We start from the raw sequence: 17,280 nt of genomic DNA, 5'->3' as shown, positions 1-17,280 counted from the left end.
ACTGTTTGCAAGCACCTGAAGCCAGTGTATTCAATTTCGAGTAGCCAAACAAATTGGGCACAGAGTATTGCTTATGACTCAGTCTCTTTTCTTCTGGTGTTTATCGCTTCTCAATATTGCACTATTTTCTTTGGCAATCATCTATTCAGCGCAGTTGTTGGCAGCACTGCCATCGCTACGGGCGAAGATACAGCCATCGACTGCACCAAGACCAAAAATCGCCATTCTTGTTCCAGCGCATAATGAAGAAGCAGGACTGAGCGCCTCCCTGACCGCCATTCGCGCAGCGATGGCAGTGGACGATCGCTTGCTTGTCGTCGCCGACAATTGCTCGGACAGGACGGCAATCATTGCACAAACGGCTGGTGCGGAGGTGCTGGAGCGAAACGATACTACCCGAAGGGGCAAAGGATATGCGCTGGATGCGGGCGTAAAATATCTGTCCTCTTGCCCGCCGGATATCGTCGTGCTGATAGATGCGGACTGCTTTCCCTCCCCTGACGCAATCGGCTTCCTCGCCGAAGCGACCGTACAGACAGAAAGACCCGTTCAGGCACTTTATCTGATGACAAACAAGGCAGGCGCCGGGCTCAGCCTGAAGATTGCCGAACTCGCATTCATGCTGAAAAACCGTCTTCGGCAGAGAGGGCTCAATCGCCTTGGCATTCCCTGTCATCTGACGGGAAGCGGAATGGCTTTCCGCTGGGAGGTTATAAGCGACCTTGATCTCGCCCACGGACACCTCGTCGAAGACATGAAGATGGGCCTGGATCTTGCCATTGCCGGATCAGGACCGGTGTTCTGCGAAGACGCCGTGGTGCTGAGCCCGTTTCCGGACACCGTGCAAGGATTAAGCACACAGCGGCAAAGATGGATCGGCGGTCACTTCGAATTGATAAGCACGGCGCTTGCCGGTGTTGCAAGGGCATTGCGCAGAGGCAGGATCGCTGCCGCATTGAGTGCATTGTCGACGGCCATACCGCCGCTTACGTTTCTTCTGCCGCTGCTTGCCATAGTCTTGCTGATGACTGCAGGTTTTACCTGGGCGTTAAAACTTGGCCCTCTCCCGCTCTTTATTGCAGCAGCCAATCTGGCCTTGGTCTGCGGCACGACGTTAATCGCGTGGGTTAAATATGGACGCTCGATTTTGACGCCGTCGGACGCCCTTCGTGCCGTGTCGATCATTGGTCTGCAAATGATACGATCCCCGCAGATGTTGCTCAGCGCACATCGCAATGGATGGGTGCGGACTGATCGCGGACAACCAGGCGAATAAGTCGCTTATTTGTATTCGATCAGCCTGTGGCGACGACTGGTCAAAACGTTGCTGTAGTAAGTCGCCACGCCTCTCATTTCCGCGAACTTCCCGACCACCGACAATGCTGCCTCCGCCCATCTGTTCCGATCTTTGGAGGAGGTTTTCCCTGCCAGTCGCAATACCTGAAGTGGATAAAGCGCCAGAAGCGCAAGAAACGCGGGATGGACGACAGCGCCACCGATCAAGGACGCAGCAGGCAGCACACCACCCCAAAAGAGGCTGCGCCTGACATTGCGAACCCAGATGCGTTTATCGGACATTCTGTGACGGGCCGCGACCTGCGCATAGGCATGGCCGGCGCGAACCGAACGTCGCCACCACTGTGAGAAATATCTGATATTGGCATCATGAAGCGTCATGTCCGCGTCGATACGCCAGATTGTCCAACCGATCTCACGCATCCGCAGGCACATTTCAGGCTCCTCGCCGGCAATCAGATCAGCGGAGTAACCATTGACATCCCTAAACGCCTTAACGCGGATAAGGCAGTCTCCGCCGCAGGCTTCTGTCTCGCCAACCGGTGTATTCCACTCATCGTCACAAATGCGGTTATAGATCGAGACGTCAGGAAAGATTTCCCTCCGACGCCCGCATACGATCGCCAGCCGGTCCTTGTCGCGGAAAAAGTCGCGCGCCTTCCTTATCCACCCATCAACGATCCGGCAGTCACCGTCCACGAACTGGACAAATTCGATATCGGAAGCAATACGCAGCAACGCGGCAAAACCTTCGTTGCGTGCCCGTGCAGCGGTAAACGGAACGTCTGGCGCCAACTCCACGACAGTAAGCCCCATGCTGCGCGCCGCCTCGATACTGCCGTCGGTTGAACCGGAATCGACATAGACCGATCGGACAGCAAGGTCGCCGAGCGAAGCCATGCAATCGATGAGCCTCTGACCTTCATTACGACCGATAAGGACGACACCAACATCATGTGGCGAGGGTTGCGTGAGTGTTTCCATCTCACGAATGTCCAATTGCCATCGATACGGTGGCAAATGGAGTTCCGTAGCCGAGCTCTATGCGAATGAACAACAAAAGCGCGATCAATGCCAGGAAGATGGCGTTGATCAGCAGGTCCTGGTTCAGAAACGAAATTCTCTCGCGTCGCTGACCAAAAGCGATTGGGAAATAGCGGAGCAATTCACTTGCAATGACCGCAAGGATAACGCCGGCCAGACCTAGCCATGCCTGCCCGGCATAGGACAACACCACAAGGGACAGGAGTTTCAGCAGATTGCCCGCCACCCCGTAGGCGGGCTTGCCAACTCCCAGCATGGTATATTCGTTTACAGTGCTCAGTATGCCAAACCACGCGCCGACAAGCAGCATGGACAGCATCCATCCGGCATCATGGTAGCGTGCATCATAGACAATTGAGATCGCAAAATCCGCAGTCGCAATGCCGATCGCAATCGAGGTTGCGGCAAGCAGCAACAGCTTGAAGCGAAGCGGGCTGACCTGCTGAATAAGTGCTGGCCGTGCTTCACTGGCACTGGCAGAAATCAGCGGAAAAACAAGCTGGAAGCTGATGCGACCGATCAGGGTCCCCGGCAGATCGGCAATGATGCGCGCAATCGAATAGACGCCGACCAAAGCCAGCGGAACGGCCTGCGCCAGAAACAGCTTGTCGAAATTTCCGCACAGGAATGCCAGCAGTGACGACAGGAAAATCCATTTACCGAAGGACAGGACCTCACGAACATAGGCCGTGTTCCACTCGAACCAGTTGACGGCGTGAGGCAGCATGTAGCTGGCAGTCGCACGGATGATTGCAGAGATCAGGTTTGCCACCATGATCGCCCACACGCTTGGGTGAATTAGCGCGAGCGTGACAGTGACGATGATGGTCGTGACGTCGAGAACAACCTCAAAAAGGTTGGCCTGCTTCAGCATCATATGCCGCTGCATGTAATAGAACGAGGTGGACGCCGCGCCCAGGATCAGGATGTTCAATGCTGTCACTTGCAGCAGGCTTGGAGAAATGTCGTACAGTGCGCTGAGCGGATATGCAGCAATGGAAAATATGCAGCAGAGAATGAAACTGCGAACAAATTGCAGCGTCCAGACCGTATTTTTGAACGATCGGTTTTCAGCATTCGGATTGCGGACTACCGACTGGCCGATGCCGACATCCGTAACAAGTTCCATGCCGTTTTTCAGCGTAAAAACGATCATCAATACGCCGAACACTTCTGGCGCCACGATACGTGACAGAATGACATTCGACACAAACCGCAAGCACACCGACAGGCCATAGGCACCGACAGTCCACATCGCTCCGGTGACAACACGCTTTTGGGAGAAATTCACAGTTTCGCTCATTTCTCAGCCTTTTGAGGGACGACGAACCCGTTTGCATGTCTCTGTTTTCGAGCGGTCGTCATGATTTACGTCCGAAAAGCCGGGAAAGATCTGATGCAAGCGACTTGATATCGTGCATGCGTTCAACGCGCATTCGGCCCTCTTGCCCCATTTCCGCCAGTCGTTCCGGCGAAGCGGATAAAGCGTCACGCAAGGCGGAGACGAGCGCGACATGGTCGCCCGGTGGAACAAGCCAACCACATTTGTCATCCACCAATTCGGGAATGGCCGCGATGGTGGTCGTGATCACGGGCCGTTGAAGCGCCATGCCTTCCATCAACACGATCGGCAGGCCTTCATGGTAGCTTGGCAACAACAATGCGCGACTGGTCGCAATGAAGGTCCTCACTTCTTCGTTGGAGGCCCAACCGTTAAGGATCACCTGCTCGCCAACGCCGTGACGGGCGATTTCCGCTTCGATCTCCGCCCGGCTCTCGCCATCGCCGATCAAGGTTATGCGAAGCGAAGGAAATTCATCGCGCAAGACGGCGGCAGCGGCAGGAATGTGGACCTGCCCCTTCTGGGGACACAGGCGGCCGACGCAGACAATGTTGAAATTGTCGGCGGTGATTGGCGCAGTCGGCTTGAAATCCTCGAGATTCAGGCCGCAACGCGCAATCTCTATCTTTTTTCGGTCCTCATCGGTCTGGCTAAGGTCACGCAGGACGGATCGGCAGTAATTGGAAATGGCGACGACGAAAGATGCATGCCTGATCTTGAGCGCATAGCTGTTTGCAGACGTGTCAATGAACTCATCGGGACCATGGGCTGTGAAACTGTATTGAGGGCCGCCCATGAGCCGGGCGAGCATGACTACGGCTGCGGCGTTGGTACCATAATGGGCATGGGCGTGGTCGATGCCTGCACGAGAGGCTTTTTGGCGAAAACTTGCGGCCTGCATCAGATAGGCAGCATGGCGCGCAAACCCTCCTCCGGAGTTCGTGACCAATTTCCGCCAGGTCGGCAGCGCCTTTATAATTCCAACGGGATTGAGAAGTAGTTCTCGTATCGTCGCTATCGTCAGGTCTGACAGCTTGCCTTCAAGTATATAGACCGTCTTTTCGGCTTCAGCGATGTCCTTTTGATCGACAAGTTTGTCTGAAAATCGTCGTGCCGCGAAGCGCAATACCGTTTGCCCTTGAACTTCAAGGGCTTCGATCTCGCGACGAATGAAAGTGGCGCTCGGCACCGGGTAAGTATTCAGGAAATAACCTACTTTCATTACGCCACTCCAAACACACACAAAACTCAAGTTACAAATCGCGCTGCTCAAGCACTGTAAAAGCGGGAGAGATGATTTTTTGAAAATGCACAATAAATGGATACGTAGCGCCCAAACAACGCTCACGACAACAAATATATTTCACAAAATACTGAATATCTCTATTGAATTATCAGGGAAAATAATTCAACCTGATACAAATTATGCGGGCAACAAGCTTATTTTGCAACACGATTTCGTTTTGCGAAATCTATTTTTTATAATCTGCCCAGCGAAATATTACCTATATTCAGTGGCGTTTGTTGTTTCGGAGTATACGTCTAGATGTTCAGCTGTATTTTGATTGGCAATGAAGCTTTACTTGTGCAGTGCGGCATTTTGCTCCGAGATAAAGGCTTTGCGATAACTGCAGTTGTGTCAAGCAACGATGCGGCAAAAGACTGGGCAACACAACAGTCTATTCCAGTGATCGAATGGGGTGACGACCTCGAGAAAGCCGTTGGGCACCTCGATTACGACTGGCTGTTCAGCATCGCCAATCTGCGAATGATACCGCAGACGGTCTGGCAGAAAGCGCGACGGGGCGCCATCAATTTCCATGATGGCCCACTTCCAAGACTGGCAGGTCTAAACGCACCGACATGGGCTATTCTAGAAGGGGAGACAACATTCGGCGTTACATGGCACGAAATCACTGAAGGCGCAGATGAAGGTAAAATCTACCGCCAGACACATTTCGACATCAACCCTGACGAAATCAGTCTCACGCTGAACACCAAATGTCTGGCGGCTGGCGTTGAGACTTTTGCCAAGCTTGTCGACGACATCAACAACAACGCACTGACCGGGGTAGCACAAGACTTCTCCCAGCGTAGCTATTTTGCAAAGTCCAAAAGACCTGATGCCGCTGGCACCCTACCGTTTGAAAAATCAGCTGAGGATCTATCTCGCCTCCATCGCGCGCTGAATTTCGGCGCAGGTTACACCAACAGGATGGTGCATCCAAAAATCCGTCATGCTGAAGGCATATTCCTGCTGACAACATTCACAGTGTTGGGACTACCTGATGACCCCAAGCCTGCGGGCTTCATTCGCTCTGTCGGCCCGGACGGCGTGGTTGTCGCGACAGCGACCGACGATGTCCTGATCAATGGTACGATGCAGAGGAATGGTCATGAGGTCCTGCTTTCCGACCACGTAAGGAAGGGCGACAGTCTTCCGCAATTTGCAACTGGCGATCTCGAGGAACTGAATACCGCAGTTGCCGATGTCGTTCGTTACGAAGATCGGGCGAAGGCCAGATTGCTGGCCGCCGAGGACGTCAAACTTTTTGACGTGTCGGAAAGTCCGTCTCACGCGGCTGGTGTTGCCAGCATTTCCATTAACCTGGCAGACACGTTGACGACGAATTTACGGATTGCAGTGATTGCAGCCTTCCTGGCACGGTTTTCAGGTCAGGACAGGCTCGATATTGCCTATTCCTCGCCTAAGGCAGCAGATTATAACAGTCGGTTCCCGGGTTATTTCGCCCCCGATGTCCCTCTGCACGTTGAACTGCCATCGGATTTTCTGGTGTCCGAGTTTGCTGAAGGCCTGGCATCACAGCTGACTGTTTTGCGGCGGGAAGCCACCTATCTCAGCGATCTGCACTTCCGTGAACCGGGTCTGTCCAACAATCGTTTGACAACCTGCATCGTCGAGACCGACAACGGCTCGCCATGGTCCGGCAGCATTGACCATCCGCTGACATTTGTCCTCGACACAGCAACGTCAAGCGCACGATTGGCGTATGACCAATCAAGGGTTCCGGATGCAATCGCGGCGCAATATTGTCGCCACATCGAACTGCTTGCGTCTGCTTTCCTGCAGGATGGCCGCGTCGTTGATCTGCCTTTGATGTCCACCGACGAAATCAAGAACGTTGTCTACGGCTGGAACGATACGGCCCGGGATTACGACAGGAATGCGTGCGTTCACACACTCATCGAACAGCAGGTGAAAGCGACCCCCAACGCCATTGCAGTCGCCTGGCGCAATGAGGAACTGACATATAAGGAGCTAAATGATCGGGCGAACCTGATTGCGAATGTTCTTGTCGACCTCGGCGTTAGACCTGATTTCATGGTTGGTCTCAACCTTCCCCGCTGCAGCAATCTTGTGGTTGGTGCCTTGGCGATCCAGAAGGCTGGCGGAGCATATGTTCCGCTTGATCCTCATTTCCCGGCCGATCGGCTTGCCTATATGGTAGAAGACAGCGGCGCGGCCGTCATCTTGACAAGCCGCATGACCGAAACACCGCTCTTCGCGACCGGCGTCAAAACCGTCTTCATCGAAGATATACTCGAGCGATCCGTCACGACAGACAGACCGGTTACAGAGGTATCGCCCGCCAATCTCGCCTACGTCATCTATACGTCAGGCTCGACCGGTCGCCCAAAGGGCGTGATGGTTGAACATCGCAATGTGGTCAACTTCTTTGCCGGGATGGATGAACGCATTCAGTACGACAAGTCGAGCCAGTCAGTCTGGCTTGCGGTTACCAGCCTATCCTTCGACATTTCGGTCCTGGAGCTTTTCTGGACCCTGGCGAGAGGTTTCAAGGTCGTACTCCATTCTGCCCAGACTCAAAGCCACAAAGGCGGTGATGGTGCCGTCAAATCCGCCCGCGCTGGCAAAGCGCCGATAGATTTCGGTCTATTCTATTGGGGCAATGATGATGGCGCGGGACCGGCAAAATACCAGTTGTTGCTCGAAGGCGCGAAATTTGCAGATGCGAATGGCTTCCAAGCTATCTGGACGCCCGAACGGCATTTTCACGCATTCGGCGGCCCCTACCCAAACCCTGCCGTAACAGGTGCAGCTATCGCTGCCGTCACAAAAAACCTGGCAATTCGTGCCGGCAGCTGCGTCCTTCCGCTCCATCATCCTATTCGCGTCGTGGAAGAATGGGCGGTTCTCGACAATCTCAGTAATGGGCGGGTGGGCCTTGCCTTTGCCTCCGGCTGGATGCCGGAAGATTTTGTTCTCAGACCCGAAAACGCACCGCCGCACAACAAGACCGCGTTGCTGCGCGATATCGAAACCGTGCGAAAGCTGTGGCGCGGCGAACGCATGGAATTCGATTATGGCGGCGGCAAAGCCAGTGTCGTCACACAGCCGCGACCAGTTCAGCCGGAAGTGCCAGTCTGGCTGACGACTGCAGGCAATCCCGAAACATACAGAGAAGCCGCGAGAAACGGCGCACATGTGCTGACTCATCTGCTCGGCCAGTCCGTTGATGAGCTTGCTGAAAAGATCAGCATTTACCGGCAAACACTGGTCGAATGCGGTCGCGATCCCGATGCCTACAAGGTGACGCTGATGCTGCACACGTTGCTCGGTGAGGACCGGGAAGAGGTGCGTGATGCCGCCCGTGGCCCAATGAAGGCCTATCTGCAAAGTGCCACGGCGCTTATCAAACAATATGCCTGGGCATTTCCCGCTTTCAAGAAACCACAAGGCCTGTCCAACGCTCTCGACATTGATCTGCAGTCTCTTGCGGCAGACGAGCTGGATGCCATCCTTGAATTTGCATTCCTGCGTTACTTCGAAGACAGCGGTCTGTTTGGCACCGTCGACGACGCCATGAAGCGTATTGATCAGGTCGCCGGGATCGGCGTGGACGAGATTGCCTGCCTGATCGACTTTGGCGTGCCATCTGAGCTTGTGCTGGAGAGACTGGAGCCGCTGGCCCGGGTGGTAGCACAGGCGCGTGCTGAAACTTCTGTTACGGTTGAGGATGTTGCAAACGACAATAGCTTTGATCAGGACGTGCACCGGCACGGTGTAACACATCTTCAGTGCACCCCTTCAATGGCACGTATGTTCCTGATCAACGAAACAGATCGCGCTGCTTTCGCGCAAATCCGTCACCTGTTTATCGGTGGCGAGGCACTTCAGAACTCTCTGCTTGGCGACATCCGAAAACTGACCAATGCCAGTGTCGAGAACATGTACGGCCCGACCGAAACAACAATATGGTCATCCACAATGACCGCCGACATGTCGGAGATTGTTGTGCCGCTTGGGCAACCGATTGCCAATACACAGCTCTACGTGCTGGACGCATCTGGTGGAGTGGCAGCGCCAGGACAGCCCGGTGAACTTTATATTGGTGGCGACGGGGTAACGCGCGGTTATCTGAACCGCGAGGAATTGACGCGGGAACGTTTCGTTCCAAATCCCTTTGCGCCAGGTCGTATATACCGAACCGGAGATCTGGTTTGCCGCAAGACGGACGGCACCTTGAGATTTCTCGGGCGCACGGATTATCAGGTCAAGGTCCGCGGCTATCGTATCGAACTGGGTGAGATCGAGGCACGGATCGGGTCGTTCCCGGGCGTGGCCGAAGCTGTGGTTGTTGCAAGAGAAGACAGGGCTTCCGACGTTCGTATCGTCGCTTATCTGAGACTGACCGGTCAGCCAATCAACGAAGAGGCACTCAGGCAACATCTCGGTGAAGCCCTGCCTGACTATATGATACCGGCGCACTTCGTGACGCTCAAAGCGTTTCCGCTGACGCCGAATGCGAAAGTCGACCGAAAAGCTCTGCCAAAACCGGATACGGGACCGATTATTGTCTCCGCTCAGGTTTTCGTCGCGCCGGAAAACAAACTGCAATCGGATCTGGCTGAAGCCTACAGCCGAACCCTTGGCATTGAACGCGTCGGTTTAAACGACAACTTCTTTGCTCTTGGCGGACATTCACTTCTCGCCGTGCAATTGCACCGCGACCTGAAAGTCGTCATCGCCCCTGACCTGACAATAACCGATGTTTTCCGTTTCCCGACTGTGCGAGCGCTTGCCGAGCATCTTGCCGACCGCGGAAAGGCAGAAGAACGTCTGAGCCAGGTGGCGGACAGAGCAGCCAATCGACGGGCCGCTCTTGGAGATCGGCGTGCGGCGCTGACACGTTCGCGACTCTGAATGGTGGTGGATGCGCTAAAGTCCCTGTTTCCAGATGACGTGGCCATCGCGCACGACGATCCACGCGCAGCTCGCAGTGGTTTTCTGGACGAAGAAGAGCGGTATGTCGCGCATGCCATTCCGCGCCGCAAACGGGAATTCCATGCTGGCCGCGCCTGCGCGGGAAACGCCATGAATGCCTTGGGCCTGAAACGCGTGCCCATACCCGCTGCAAACGATCGCTCTCCCGTTTGGCCAGATGGTGTTGTTGGAAGCATCAGCCACTGCGATACGCTGTGTGTCGCGGCCGTCGGCCTCAAGGCAGATGGGTACCTGTCAATGGGTCTCGACGTCGAGCCTGCTGAAGCGCTACCTGCTGACTTGTTCGATGCAATATGTACACGTCAAGAGCAGGACTGGCTCGAGGATCGCCCATCAAGCGAGCGTGCTCTTCTGGTGCGGACGATCTTCAGCGCAAAGGAAGCAACCTACAAGTGCCAGTACCCTTTAACTGGCATGATGATGGATTTTCAGGATCTGGAAATCTCGCTTGGCACCGATTCATTTGATGCCACCTTCCGCAAGGACATCAAAGGCTTCACCAAGGGAACTGTTCTTCCGGGCAGCCTTGCAGTTCAAGACGACTACATTTTCGCCGCCATGGTGATGACCACGCAAAGCAGATGGAACTCAAGGTGACACAATGCTCCAGAAAGCAACGCTGAAAGTCCACGAGCCAATCTCTGACCAGGCCAAAGGAAGTGTGCTGTTTGTCACTGCGGTCCGTCTGCGGCGCGGGCCTCGCGGTCTGCAGCTTGATGACCAGACCAGTGCCGGGCTGGTCCGCCACGCCGAAAACTTCCGGCAGGTAAAATTCGCGGGTATTGTTCTGGAAGGCGACCGAGAAGAGAACACGTCGACGACATGGATCGATGTCGTGGACCTCCCTTGTTATGGTCAGCTCAAGTTCATCGAACTGCCCTTTGCCTACAAGGCAAAGGATTTTGCGCGGACCTATCGCAAGACACGAGCGTTGCTGAAAGAAGAGATCCGTAGCGCCGATCATCTCTGCTTTACCGTCGGTTACCTCATCGGCGATTGGGGCGCCATTGCTGCATTGGAATCTAATGCGCAGGGGCGCAAATTCGCCATCTGGTTTGACCGCGTCGAGCATGATGTCATCCTGCGCACATTATCAGCACATCGGTTACGCAGACGCATCAAAGAGCGCGCAACCCTGCCATTGATGAAATGGTACCATCGTTATCTAATCGGGCGCAGCACACTTGGGCTTTTCCAGGGACGTGATACCTACGACACTTATTCTGGGGCGTCTTCCAATCCCCATTGCATGTACGACGTTCATACCCAGGAAGCGGACCAGATCGACGAGCACACGCTGGACCAAAAAATCGAAAGAATTTTATCCCTTGCACCGATACGTGTTTCCTATGTCGGTCGCGCGGCTCCGATGAAAGGTCCGGAAGACTGGGTATCGGCACTGGCAATTGCCGCTCAGGGCAACCCGTCGATCGAAGCCTGCTGGACAGGCGACGGACCATTGCTCGATGTGATGGAAGAGATGATCCAGAAAAATCATTTGCAAGACAAGGTGAAGCTTGCCGGTTACGTCGGCGACCGGGAGGCTTTATTGCAGGCTCTGCGCGACAGCGATATATTTGTGTTCTGCCACAAGACCGCCGAGTCACCGCGCTGCCTTATCGAAGCACTGGTTTGCGGTAGCGCCCTCGTCGGATATCACTCACCCTATGCCGAAGATCTGGTCTCTGAACATGGCGGCGGCGCCCTTGTCTCCCGTGATGACATCGAGGCTCTGGGCCGTCAAATAACCGAGTTGAACAATGATCGCGCCAAACTCGCGCAACTCGTGAGCGCGGCTGCCATTTCCGGAAAACGCTTCGATGAGAAGTCAATCTATCAGCGTCGGGCAACCCTGCTGAAGAGCTATGCATGAGGCGGTTTGCGCTCTTGTCGACTGCCGCCGTTGTGGTGTGCGTCACAGGTCTGATGATCATGACATCGGCAATTTCGACACCATCCAGCAGCGAGGAGCCGACGGTGTATCCATTACTGCCAGCGCCCGGCGAAATGGACGCAAAACGTCATATCTTCGTTTCCGGGCATAGTTTGACCCCTCGCCCGATGCTGGAATTCATGAGCCAGATCTCTGCGGCAGTGGAAATGCCAATCGTCTGGAACGGTCAGAATCTCAACGGATCCTCCATCAAGGACAGGTCTTTCGGAGGTGCCGAAAGTGGTGCCTGGACTGGATTTGATACAGGGACAGATGCAAATGGCGAAACGACAGACGCCCTTGCAGAAATGCAATCTCCGTCAAAGGCAGATGCAGGCAAGTACGATATTCTGCTGATCACCGAGCAACATCGACTGCTGGATTCACTTCTGTGGCAACAGACCGGGACCTATCTGCGCGCCTATCAGGAACGGTTCATACAATCCAACCCCGAGGGAGAAGTCTTCTTCTTTACGCCCTGGATCAGCCTATCCGACAAGAACAATGCACGCGATTGGATTGAATACGAACGCGCAGCCATGCCGGTGTGGCAGTGTGTGGTTGCTAAGGTCAACGACCAGCCATTAAATCAAGGCCCCGCCCATCCTATTCGCATTGTGCCAGCGTCGCTAGCTCTGGCAGATCTTGTCGATCATCTCATTGCAAATCCATCGACATCAGGCTTTGCACATGAGAGCCCCCGCAAGATTGTCGACACCTTTTTCGAAGACGATGTGCACCTCACTGCAGCAGGCAACTATTTCATCGCCGCACTGACCTTTCAGGCAATCTACGGCGAATTGAAAGCTGACGACATCCCGTCTAGCCTTTCAGACGAAAAGGCACGCACTCTCCGTAAACTTGCAGCAGATTTTCTGGCGCGATACCGCACGGACAACCCGACTTTCGACCGCGAGGCCTGTGGTGAAAGACCCAGCCTGTCGTTTATCTTCAAATACACAGGTTACATCGAACGGACCTATGTGCGGCCCGAAAAGGGATATGTCGCGGCGAACGTGCAGAGATTTCGCGACATGTTGCGCTTCATGCGTCAACTCTAAACCAGAACGCGCTTGATAACATGTGAGCCTGCACCCGGCAGGCTCACATCAAAGCTGTTCTAGCGCCTCTTGGCACCAACCAGCAGAGACTGCTTGCCAAGCAAAGCTGCGAAGGGTGAAAAGACCTTCTTCATCCGCGAACGGTCGGCTCTGTTCAAGACAACGCCTGCGATCTTCTCATGAACCGTCGGGTTCATAACCATTGCCGTCTGAAGCATCACACCTGTCAGTTTGCCCCAATCGACGATGAGGATAAATTTATCGACGACCTGCGCGGCATTTTGAAGATCGCCAAGTGCCACAAGTGGCGGCAGATCGAAGATCACCAGATCGTAGTCTTTGAAAACTGCCGAGAGTTTCGGCATTGTCTCAGACCAGAAAAGCTGTGTCGTCACATCCATATCACTCTGATCGCCAAGACGCAGAAATGCGAAGCCCGCCGTCTGATCTTTCTCAATGAGAGACGCAATGTCAGCGTCTGCACCGTTGGCCAGCTCCGGTTTTTCCGTTTCGTCTACAGCAGAAACGAGAAGATGGGAGAGCGACTTGCGGTAGGGATCGGCATCGATGAGCAGAACTTTTTTCCCGGCTCTTGCTTTCATGACCGCAAAATTACCGGCGATGGTCGTCTTGCCTTCTTCGGAAATGGTCGAGGTAAAACCGACAATGTTCGGGCCCTTTGCCTCCGCACTCGTAACAACAGTGTCGAGGTGCCGTAAAGTATGCCAAAGCCCACTCGAAGGCTGGTTGGCAACCGAGTACAACAGATCAACCTTGTTCTTGCGACGTTTTCTCGGCAGCGTTGGCACAAGACCCATGCAGGGTTTGCCCACGATTTCCATAATCTGTTCAGGGCTACGGATCCGCTTGTCAAAAAACGCCAGCAGAAGCGAGATGACCGCTCCGAGCGAAACCCCGATAATGGCAGCCAGGACGATGATGAAGATGCCACGAATGTCGCTTTTGTGGACTGGCGGCAATGCCTCGGAAACGACCTGTGCCTTCGGACCGACTTCCTGCAAACGCTCACGCAGCCAGCTACTTGCCGTTTCTGCGGCCTCAAGCCGGTCCTGCTCCAGCTTTGCCAAATAGGTTTCCGTAACGGTGTTTGCGACTGTCGCGGCACGCTCTGCTGTTTCGGCCGTATATCTGATGCTGACCAGGTTGCTCATGCCCAGCCGTTGAACGTCCAAGGCCCTTCTGAAATCGTCGAGGGCCTCCGCCTCCTGGACAAGCTTGGCAGTCCGCTCTGCCGATGGCGGATTTTCTGCAGTAGCAGGTGAGCTGTCGATGATCTGCAATTTTGAGAGAACGTTCATCAGCACAGAGTCCGACGAGATTATCCGAATCTGCGTTTCGAGGAATGTCGGATCAAACTGCAACTCGGCAAAAAACGCGTCATCGCGGCTCATCGTCAATCGCAGATTGGTAATGTTCAGCGTCGATGATGCCGTGTAAGCCGCGGGTCGATATTGGACGAATGCGACAGCGGCTGCAGACAATAATGCGGCAATCAAGATGATCAAAAAGATACGATTGCGTATCGCTTTCACCATCCAGCGCCAGTCATATGTATTGTCCGTCGATATCGGAAGTGACGGGATAGAATGGGTCTGCATGTTACGCGATAACATCATGTTTGCACCTGTCTGAAGACATCAAGACTGCAGCTGCCATCCCCGCCACATCGCCTAAACACGCACGAATTGATCGTATTATGTCAGGTCTTGTCGGCGAAACCGGCGCGCTTCCCCTACATCGATTTATTACCTGAAAGCTCCACCTTGATTATGTCTCCAGGCAGGATTGGAGTAACCTCGGTCGCCGAGATTTGTTGCATCTGCGCATCCCGGCCCCTTATGATTGTAAACTGCAAGCGCGGCAGCTCTTCCCGCTGTCTTGCTGTCTTGAATTGCTCCGTCTGCAGCGCCGCACCGGTTACCAATTGGCTCAATGAAGTGAGCTGTTCATCAATCTCACGCATCATCGATCTTGCCCGCTGAAGACCTTCCTGAGCCGCCGTTTTACGGGTGCTGCCCAGCGTCTCAATGCGCAGCAATGCTTCCTGCACAGCGCGCTCGGCTCTGACTTTTTCGAACTCTAATAGGCGCTGTTCTCGCTGAATATCGAACAGATCCCGCTGCAACGGCAAGCGACGGTTCGTAGCCAGGCCGGAATTCTCTAGTCTGGTCGCTTTTTCGACTTCGACCTGATACTCGGCAAGCTTGCTCGAGACAGTTTCAAGCTGCATCGCAATCGATGCTATTTCCGTTTTATGCAACTCGACCATCGCGCCCAGGGTTTTGGCCTGGTTTTCGTAGCTGTTGTTATTGGCTGTGAATAACTCTCGTTGTTCATCCAAGGCGCGCGCATAGGATGGCGCTGCATCAGGGGGCGTTGGAGGAAAACCACGTTCGCCGACTTCAGCTTCGTATCGAACCTGTTCGGCCAGCAGCGTAGCTTTTCTCAATTCAGCAACATTCAGCTCTCCAACCCCGTTGATCGAGGTGCGTGCAAGATCCCACTCTGAATAGCCAACAGCGCGATAAGCTCCACCTGCGATGCTCATGGCATTCAACACCAGCATTTCGGGCCTGAATGCATATTCGCCGGGGGATGTGACCGATCCCAGAATATAAAATGGTCTGTAACCAACCACATCAATGGAAACGTCTGGAAGTTGGCGCTGATTTGCTTTCAGCTTCAGTTTTTCCGCAACTGCAGCTGCCAGCTGTGCTGGCTCTAGGCCACGCGCCTGGACTTCACCGATCAGTGGCAGCGCTACACTGCCGTTTGCGCCAACCGACAGTTCAACATTGAGTATAGGCCATTCCGCTACGTAAACACGCAACTTGTCCTGAACATCGAGCTTGTATTCCGCTGCCATGGACGGCGCTAACGACAGAAAATATACCACCAGCCAAGATAATATAAATTTTAATGTATTCGCGGGTGTTCGAAAAAATAAGATTGCATGTTCGAATTTTACACAATTACACATTCGAACTCCTGTTAGCACATATTTTTATGTAATCTCGTACGCGGAATTTCGGTAGAATCTTCAGACCATGAGAATTAATACATAATGTATTACGCATGTTTGTTGAGTAAATACAAAACGAATCAGAAAATCAACGAAAGTATTGATAATTCGACGTGTCAATATTGAAATATTCGCTTTGGCGCGCGCGTTGACGTGTTGCCACACCAATCACCAAGCCAAATGTCATTGCCAGCAAATACTGGATTTCCTTGGTGAATATGATCCATTCGAATCCAGAGTGGACGTAGGCGACGAACATCGCGATCGCGCACCCCAGCAGAATCTGGCCTTCTGTTTTGTCGTGATTTCGAAAGCCGGCTACAAATGCAAGTAGCATCGGCGTGAACACCATCAGACAAAAAGCAACCATACCAAGGTAGCCGGTCTCGGCACCGGCCAACATGTAGGCGTTGTGCACGATGGCGCGCCGGTTTCCTTCAGATGGGTCCACGCCAGCACGGTCGGAGTAGCCCATGGATTGGGCTGCATAGACGTAATGGTTTGCGCCAACCCCCATCGGGAAATCGTGAAGCATGAAAAGAGCCGCCTGATTAAAGGCCGCACGCTCGTCATAGGCGTCTTCATGGAGCGGACTTGCTTCAAAGCGTTTTTCGAATGTCGACACAGCGACCGGCAGCAGCATGACTGCCACCAGAACCGCACCACCGACGACGGCGATCTTGCGTCTGGTCAGTCCGATAAGCGCCATTAGCGCGAACGTCAGGGCAATTCCAAAACCGGCCATTCCCAACGAGGCGCGCGACGCGGTGAAGATCAATATCGTCAACATGACGAGCACCGACCCAACCAGATAGAGCAGGTTCTTGCGGCCCGACAACAGCATGACAAGGTGCGGGAAAAGCACGAAGTGCACCGACATGCCCAAAGTGTTCTGATGCACAAAAAGCCCGGTATTCTGTGGAAGGCCCAACCCGAAACGCTGCCAGACAACTGCGATGAACTGGCCGACAATCCCGATCATCATACCTTTGTAAATCAGCGACGGAACTTCCTCGTAGGCGCTGGCCCTGGCAACAACAACGACGATCAGGAACATCCTGAGATATTGCCAGACGCCGAAAAATGCAGCCATTGGCTCAGGCGCCTGCGTGACCGAAAGCATCAGAACAAATATATAGATAAGCATCGGCACATAATAAGCTTTGGGCGAATGCTGCGTTGGCAAGATCAGCAAAGCTATGAGGGCCATGAAATCGAGAATGGAAACTTCCATTCCCATGACAAAACCGCTCCACTCCTCCCAGGATACTATGCCAATATCCAGAAGAGGTA

Annotated in this window: 11 protein-coding genes; 5 read left to right on the top strand and 6 right to left on the bottom strand. The window is 53.9% G+C overall.

What is annotated here, in order from left to right; genetic code table 11:
• Nucleotides 1-73: 73 nt before the first annotated feature.
• A complete protein-coding gene (locus tag ACZ5FM_RS25800) occupies nucleotides 74-1,276 on the top strand; it encodes a glycosyltransferase family 2 protein (protein WP_312950247.1) in 1,203 nt (400 codons plus the stop codon).
• Between the two features lie 5 nt (nucleotides 1,277-1,281).
• Here the strand turns inward: ACZ5FM_RS25800 and ACZ5FM_RS25795 are convergent, their stop codons facing one another.
• From ACZ5FM_RS25795 to ACZ5FM_RS25785, 3 genes are read right to left on the bottom strand one after another with little or no spacing between them, the layout of a single operon-like run.
• On the bottom strand, nucleotides 1,282-2,280 hold the full coding sequence (locus tag ACZ5FM_RS25795; protein WP_312950250.1) for a glycosyltransferase family 2 protein: 999 nt from the start codon (nucleotides 2,278-2,280) through the stop codon (nucleotides 1,282-1,284).
• Nucleotide 2,281: 1 nt separating this feature from the next.
• Nucleotides 2,282-3,643 carry an oligosaccharide flippase family protein gene (locus ACZ5FM_RS25790; protein WP_275642637.1) on the bottom strand — a complete coding sequence of 454 codons (1,362 nt, stop codon included), beginning with the start codon at nucleotides 3,641-3,643 and terminating at the stop codon, nucleotides 2,282-2,284.
• Nucleotides 3,644-3,701: 58 nt separating this feature from the next.
• On the bottom strand, nucleotides 3,702-4,904 hold the full coding sequence (locus tag ACZ5FM_RS25785; protein ID WP_312950254.1) for a glycosyltransferase family 4 protein: 1,203 nt from the start codon (nucleotides 4,902-4,904) through the stop codon (nucleotides 3,702-3,704).
• Nucleotides 4,905-5,318: 414 nt separating this feature from the next.
• Here ACZ5FM_RS25785 and ACZ5FM_RS25780 point away from each other — a divergent pair, with 414 nt between their 5' ends.
• From ACZ5FM_RS25780 to ACZ5FM_RS25765, 4 genes are read left to right on the top strand one after another with little or no spacing between them, the layout of a single operon-like run.
• Entirely contained in the window at nucleotides 5,319-9,869 is a 4,551-nt protein-coding gene (locus ACZ5FM_RS25780; protein ID WP_312950257.1) for a MupA/Atu3671 family FMN-dependent luciferase-like monooxygenase, read from the top strand.
• The gene (locus tag ACZ5FM_RS25775) at nucleotides 9,870-10,547 is read left to right on the top strand and encodes a 4'-phosphopantetheinyl transferase family protein (RefSeq protein WP_250984013.1); all 678 of its coding nucleotides are present in this window, start codon (nucleotides 9,870-9,872) and stop codon (nucleotides 10,545-10,547) included.
• A gap of 4 nt (nucleotides 10,548-10,551) precedes the next feature.
• On the top strand, nucleotides 10,552-11,823 hold the full coding sequence (locus ACZ5FM_RS25770; protein WP_312950259.1) for a glycosyltransferase: 1,272 nt from the start codon (nucleotides 10,552-10,554) through the stop codon (nucleotides 11,821-11,823).
• A complete protein-coding gene (locus tag ACZ5FM_RS25765; protein WP_312950262.1) occupies nucleotides 11,820-12,944 on the top strand; it encodes a hypothetical protein in 1,125 nt (374 codons plus the stop codon). The genes ACZ5FM_RS25770 and ACZ5FM_RS25765 overlap by 4 nt, the downstream gene beginning before the upstream one ends.
• Nucleotides 12,945-13,003: 59 nt before the next feature.
• On the opposite strand, the gene ACZ5FM_RS25760 is transcribed toward ACZ5FM_RS25765, so the two are convergent.
• The 3 genes from ACZ5FM_RS25760 to ACZ5FM_RS25750 form a co-directional block, all read right to left on the bottom strand.
• The gene (locus ACZ5FM_RS25760; RefSeq protein WP_250984016.1) at nucleotides 13,004-14,581 is read right to left on the bottom strand and encodes a nucleotide-binding protein; all 1,578 of its coding nucleotides are present in this window, start codon (nucleotides 14,579-14,581) and stop codon (nucleotides 13,004-13,006) included.
• 116 nt (nucleotides 14,582-14,697) lie between these two features.
• Nucleotides 14,698-15,831, bottom strand: a complete 1,134-nt coding sequence (locus ACZ5FM_RS25755; RefSeq protein ID WP_250984017.1) for a polysaccharide biosynthesis/export family protein — start codon at nucleotides 15,829-15,831, stop codon at nucleotides 14,698-14,700.
• A 244-nt stretch (nucleotides 15,832-16,075) separates the two neighbouring features.
• The gene (locus ACZ5FM_RS25750) at nucleotides 16,076-17,227 is read right to left on the bottom strand and encodes an O-antigen ligase family protein (RefSeq protein WP_250984018.1); all 1,152 of its coding nucleotides are present in this window, start codon (nucleotides 17,225-17,227) and stop codon (nucleotides 16,076-16,078) included.
• Nucleotides 17,228-17,280 lie beyond the last annotated feature (53 nt).

It is taken from the genome of Agrobacterium sp. 5Ca50 (assembly GCF_055381905.1).
This window is presented reverse-complemented; position numbering and strand designations above follow the sequence as displayed.

Coding starts and splice junctions, on each gene's coding strand:
- ACZ5FM_RS25800 (WP_312950247.1), top strand. CDS start 74: ATGACTCAGTCTCTTTTCTTCTGGTGTTTATCGCTTCTCAATATTGCA.
- ACZ5FM_RS25795 (WP_312950250.1), bottom strand. CDS start 2,280: ATGGAAACACTCACGCAACCCTCGCCACATGATGTTGGTGTCGTCCTT.
- ACZ5FM_RS25790 (WP_275642637.1), bottom strand. CDS start 3,643: ATGAGCGAAACTGTGAATTTCTCCCAAAAGCGTGTTGTCACCGGAGCG.
- ACZ5FM_RS25785 (WP_312950254.1), bottom strand. CDS start 4,904: ATGAAAGTAGGTTATTTCCTGAATACTTACCCGGTGCCGAGCGCCACT.
- ACZ5FM_RS25775 (WP_250984013.1), top strand. CDS start 9,870: ATGGTGGTGGATGCGCTAAAGTCCCTGTTTCCAGATGACGTGGCCATC.
- ACZ5FM_RS25770 (WP_312950259.1), top strand. CDS start 10,552: ATGCTCCAGAAAGCAACGCTGAAAGTCCACGAGCCAATCTCTGACCAG.
- ACZ5FM_RS25765 (WP_312950262.1), top strand. CDS start 11,820: ATGAGGCGGTTTGCGCTCTTGTCGACTGCCGCCGTTGTGGTGTGCGTC.
- ACZ5FM_RS25760 (WP_250984016.1), bottom strand. CDS start 14,581: ATGATGTTATCGCGTAACATGCAGACCCATTCTATCCCGTCACTTCCG.
- ACZ5FM_RS25755 (WP_250984017.1), bottom strand. CDS start 15,831: ATGGCAGCGGAATACAAGCTCGATGTTCAGGACAAGTTGCGTGTTTAC.
- ACZ5FM_RS25750 (WP_250984018.1), bottom strand. CDS start 17,227: ATGGGAATGGAAGTTTCCATTCTCGATTTCATGGCCCTCATAGCTTTG.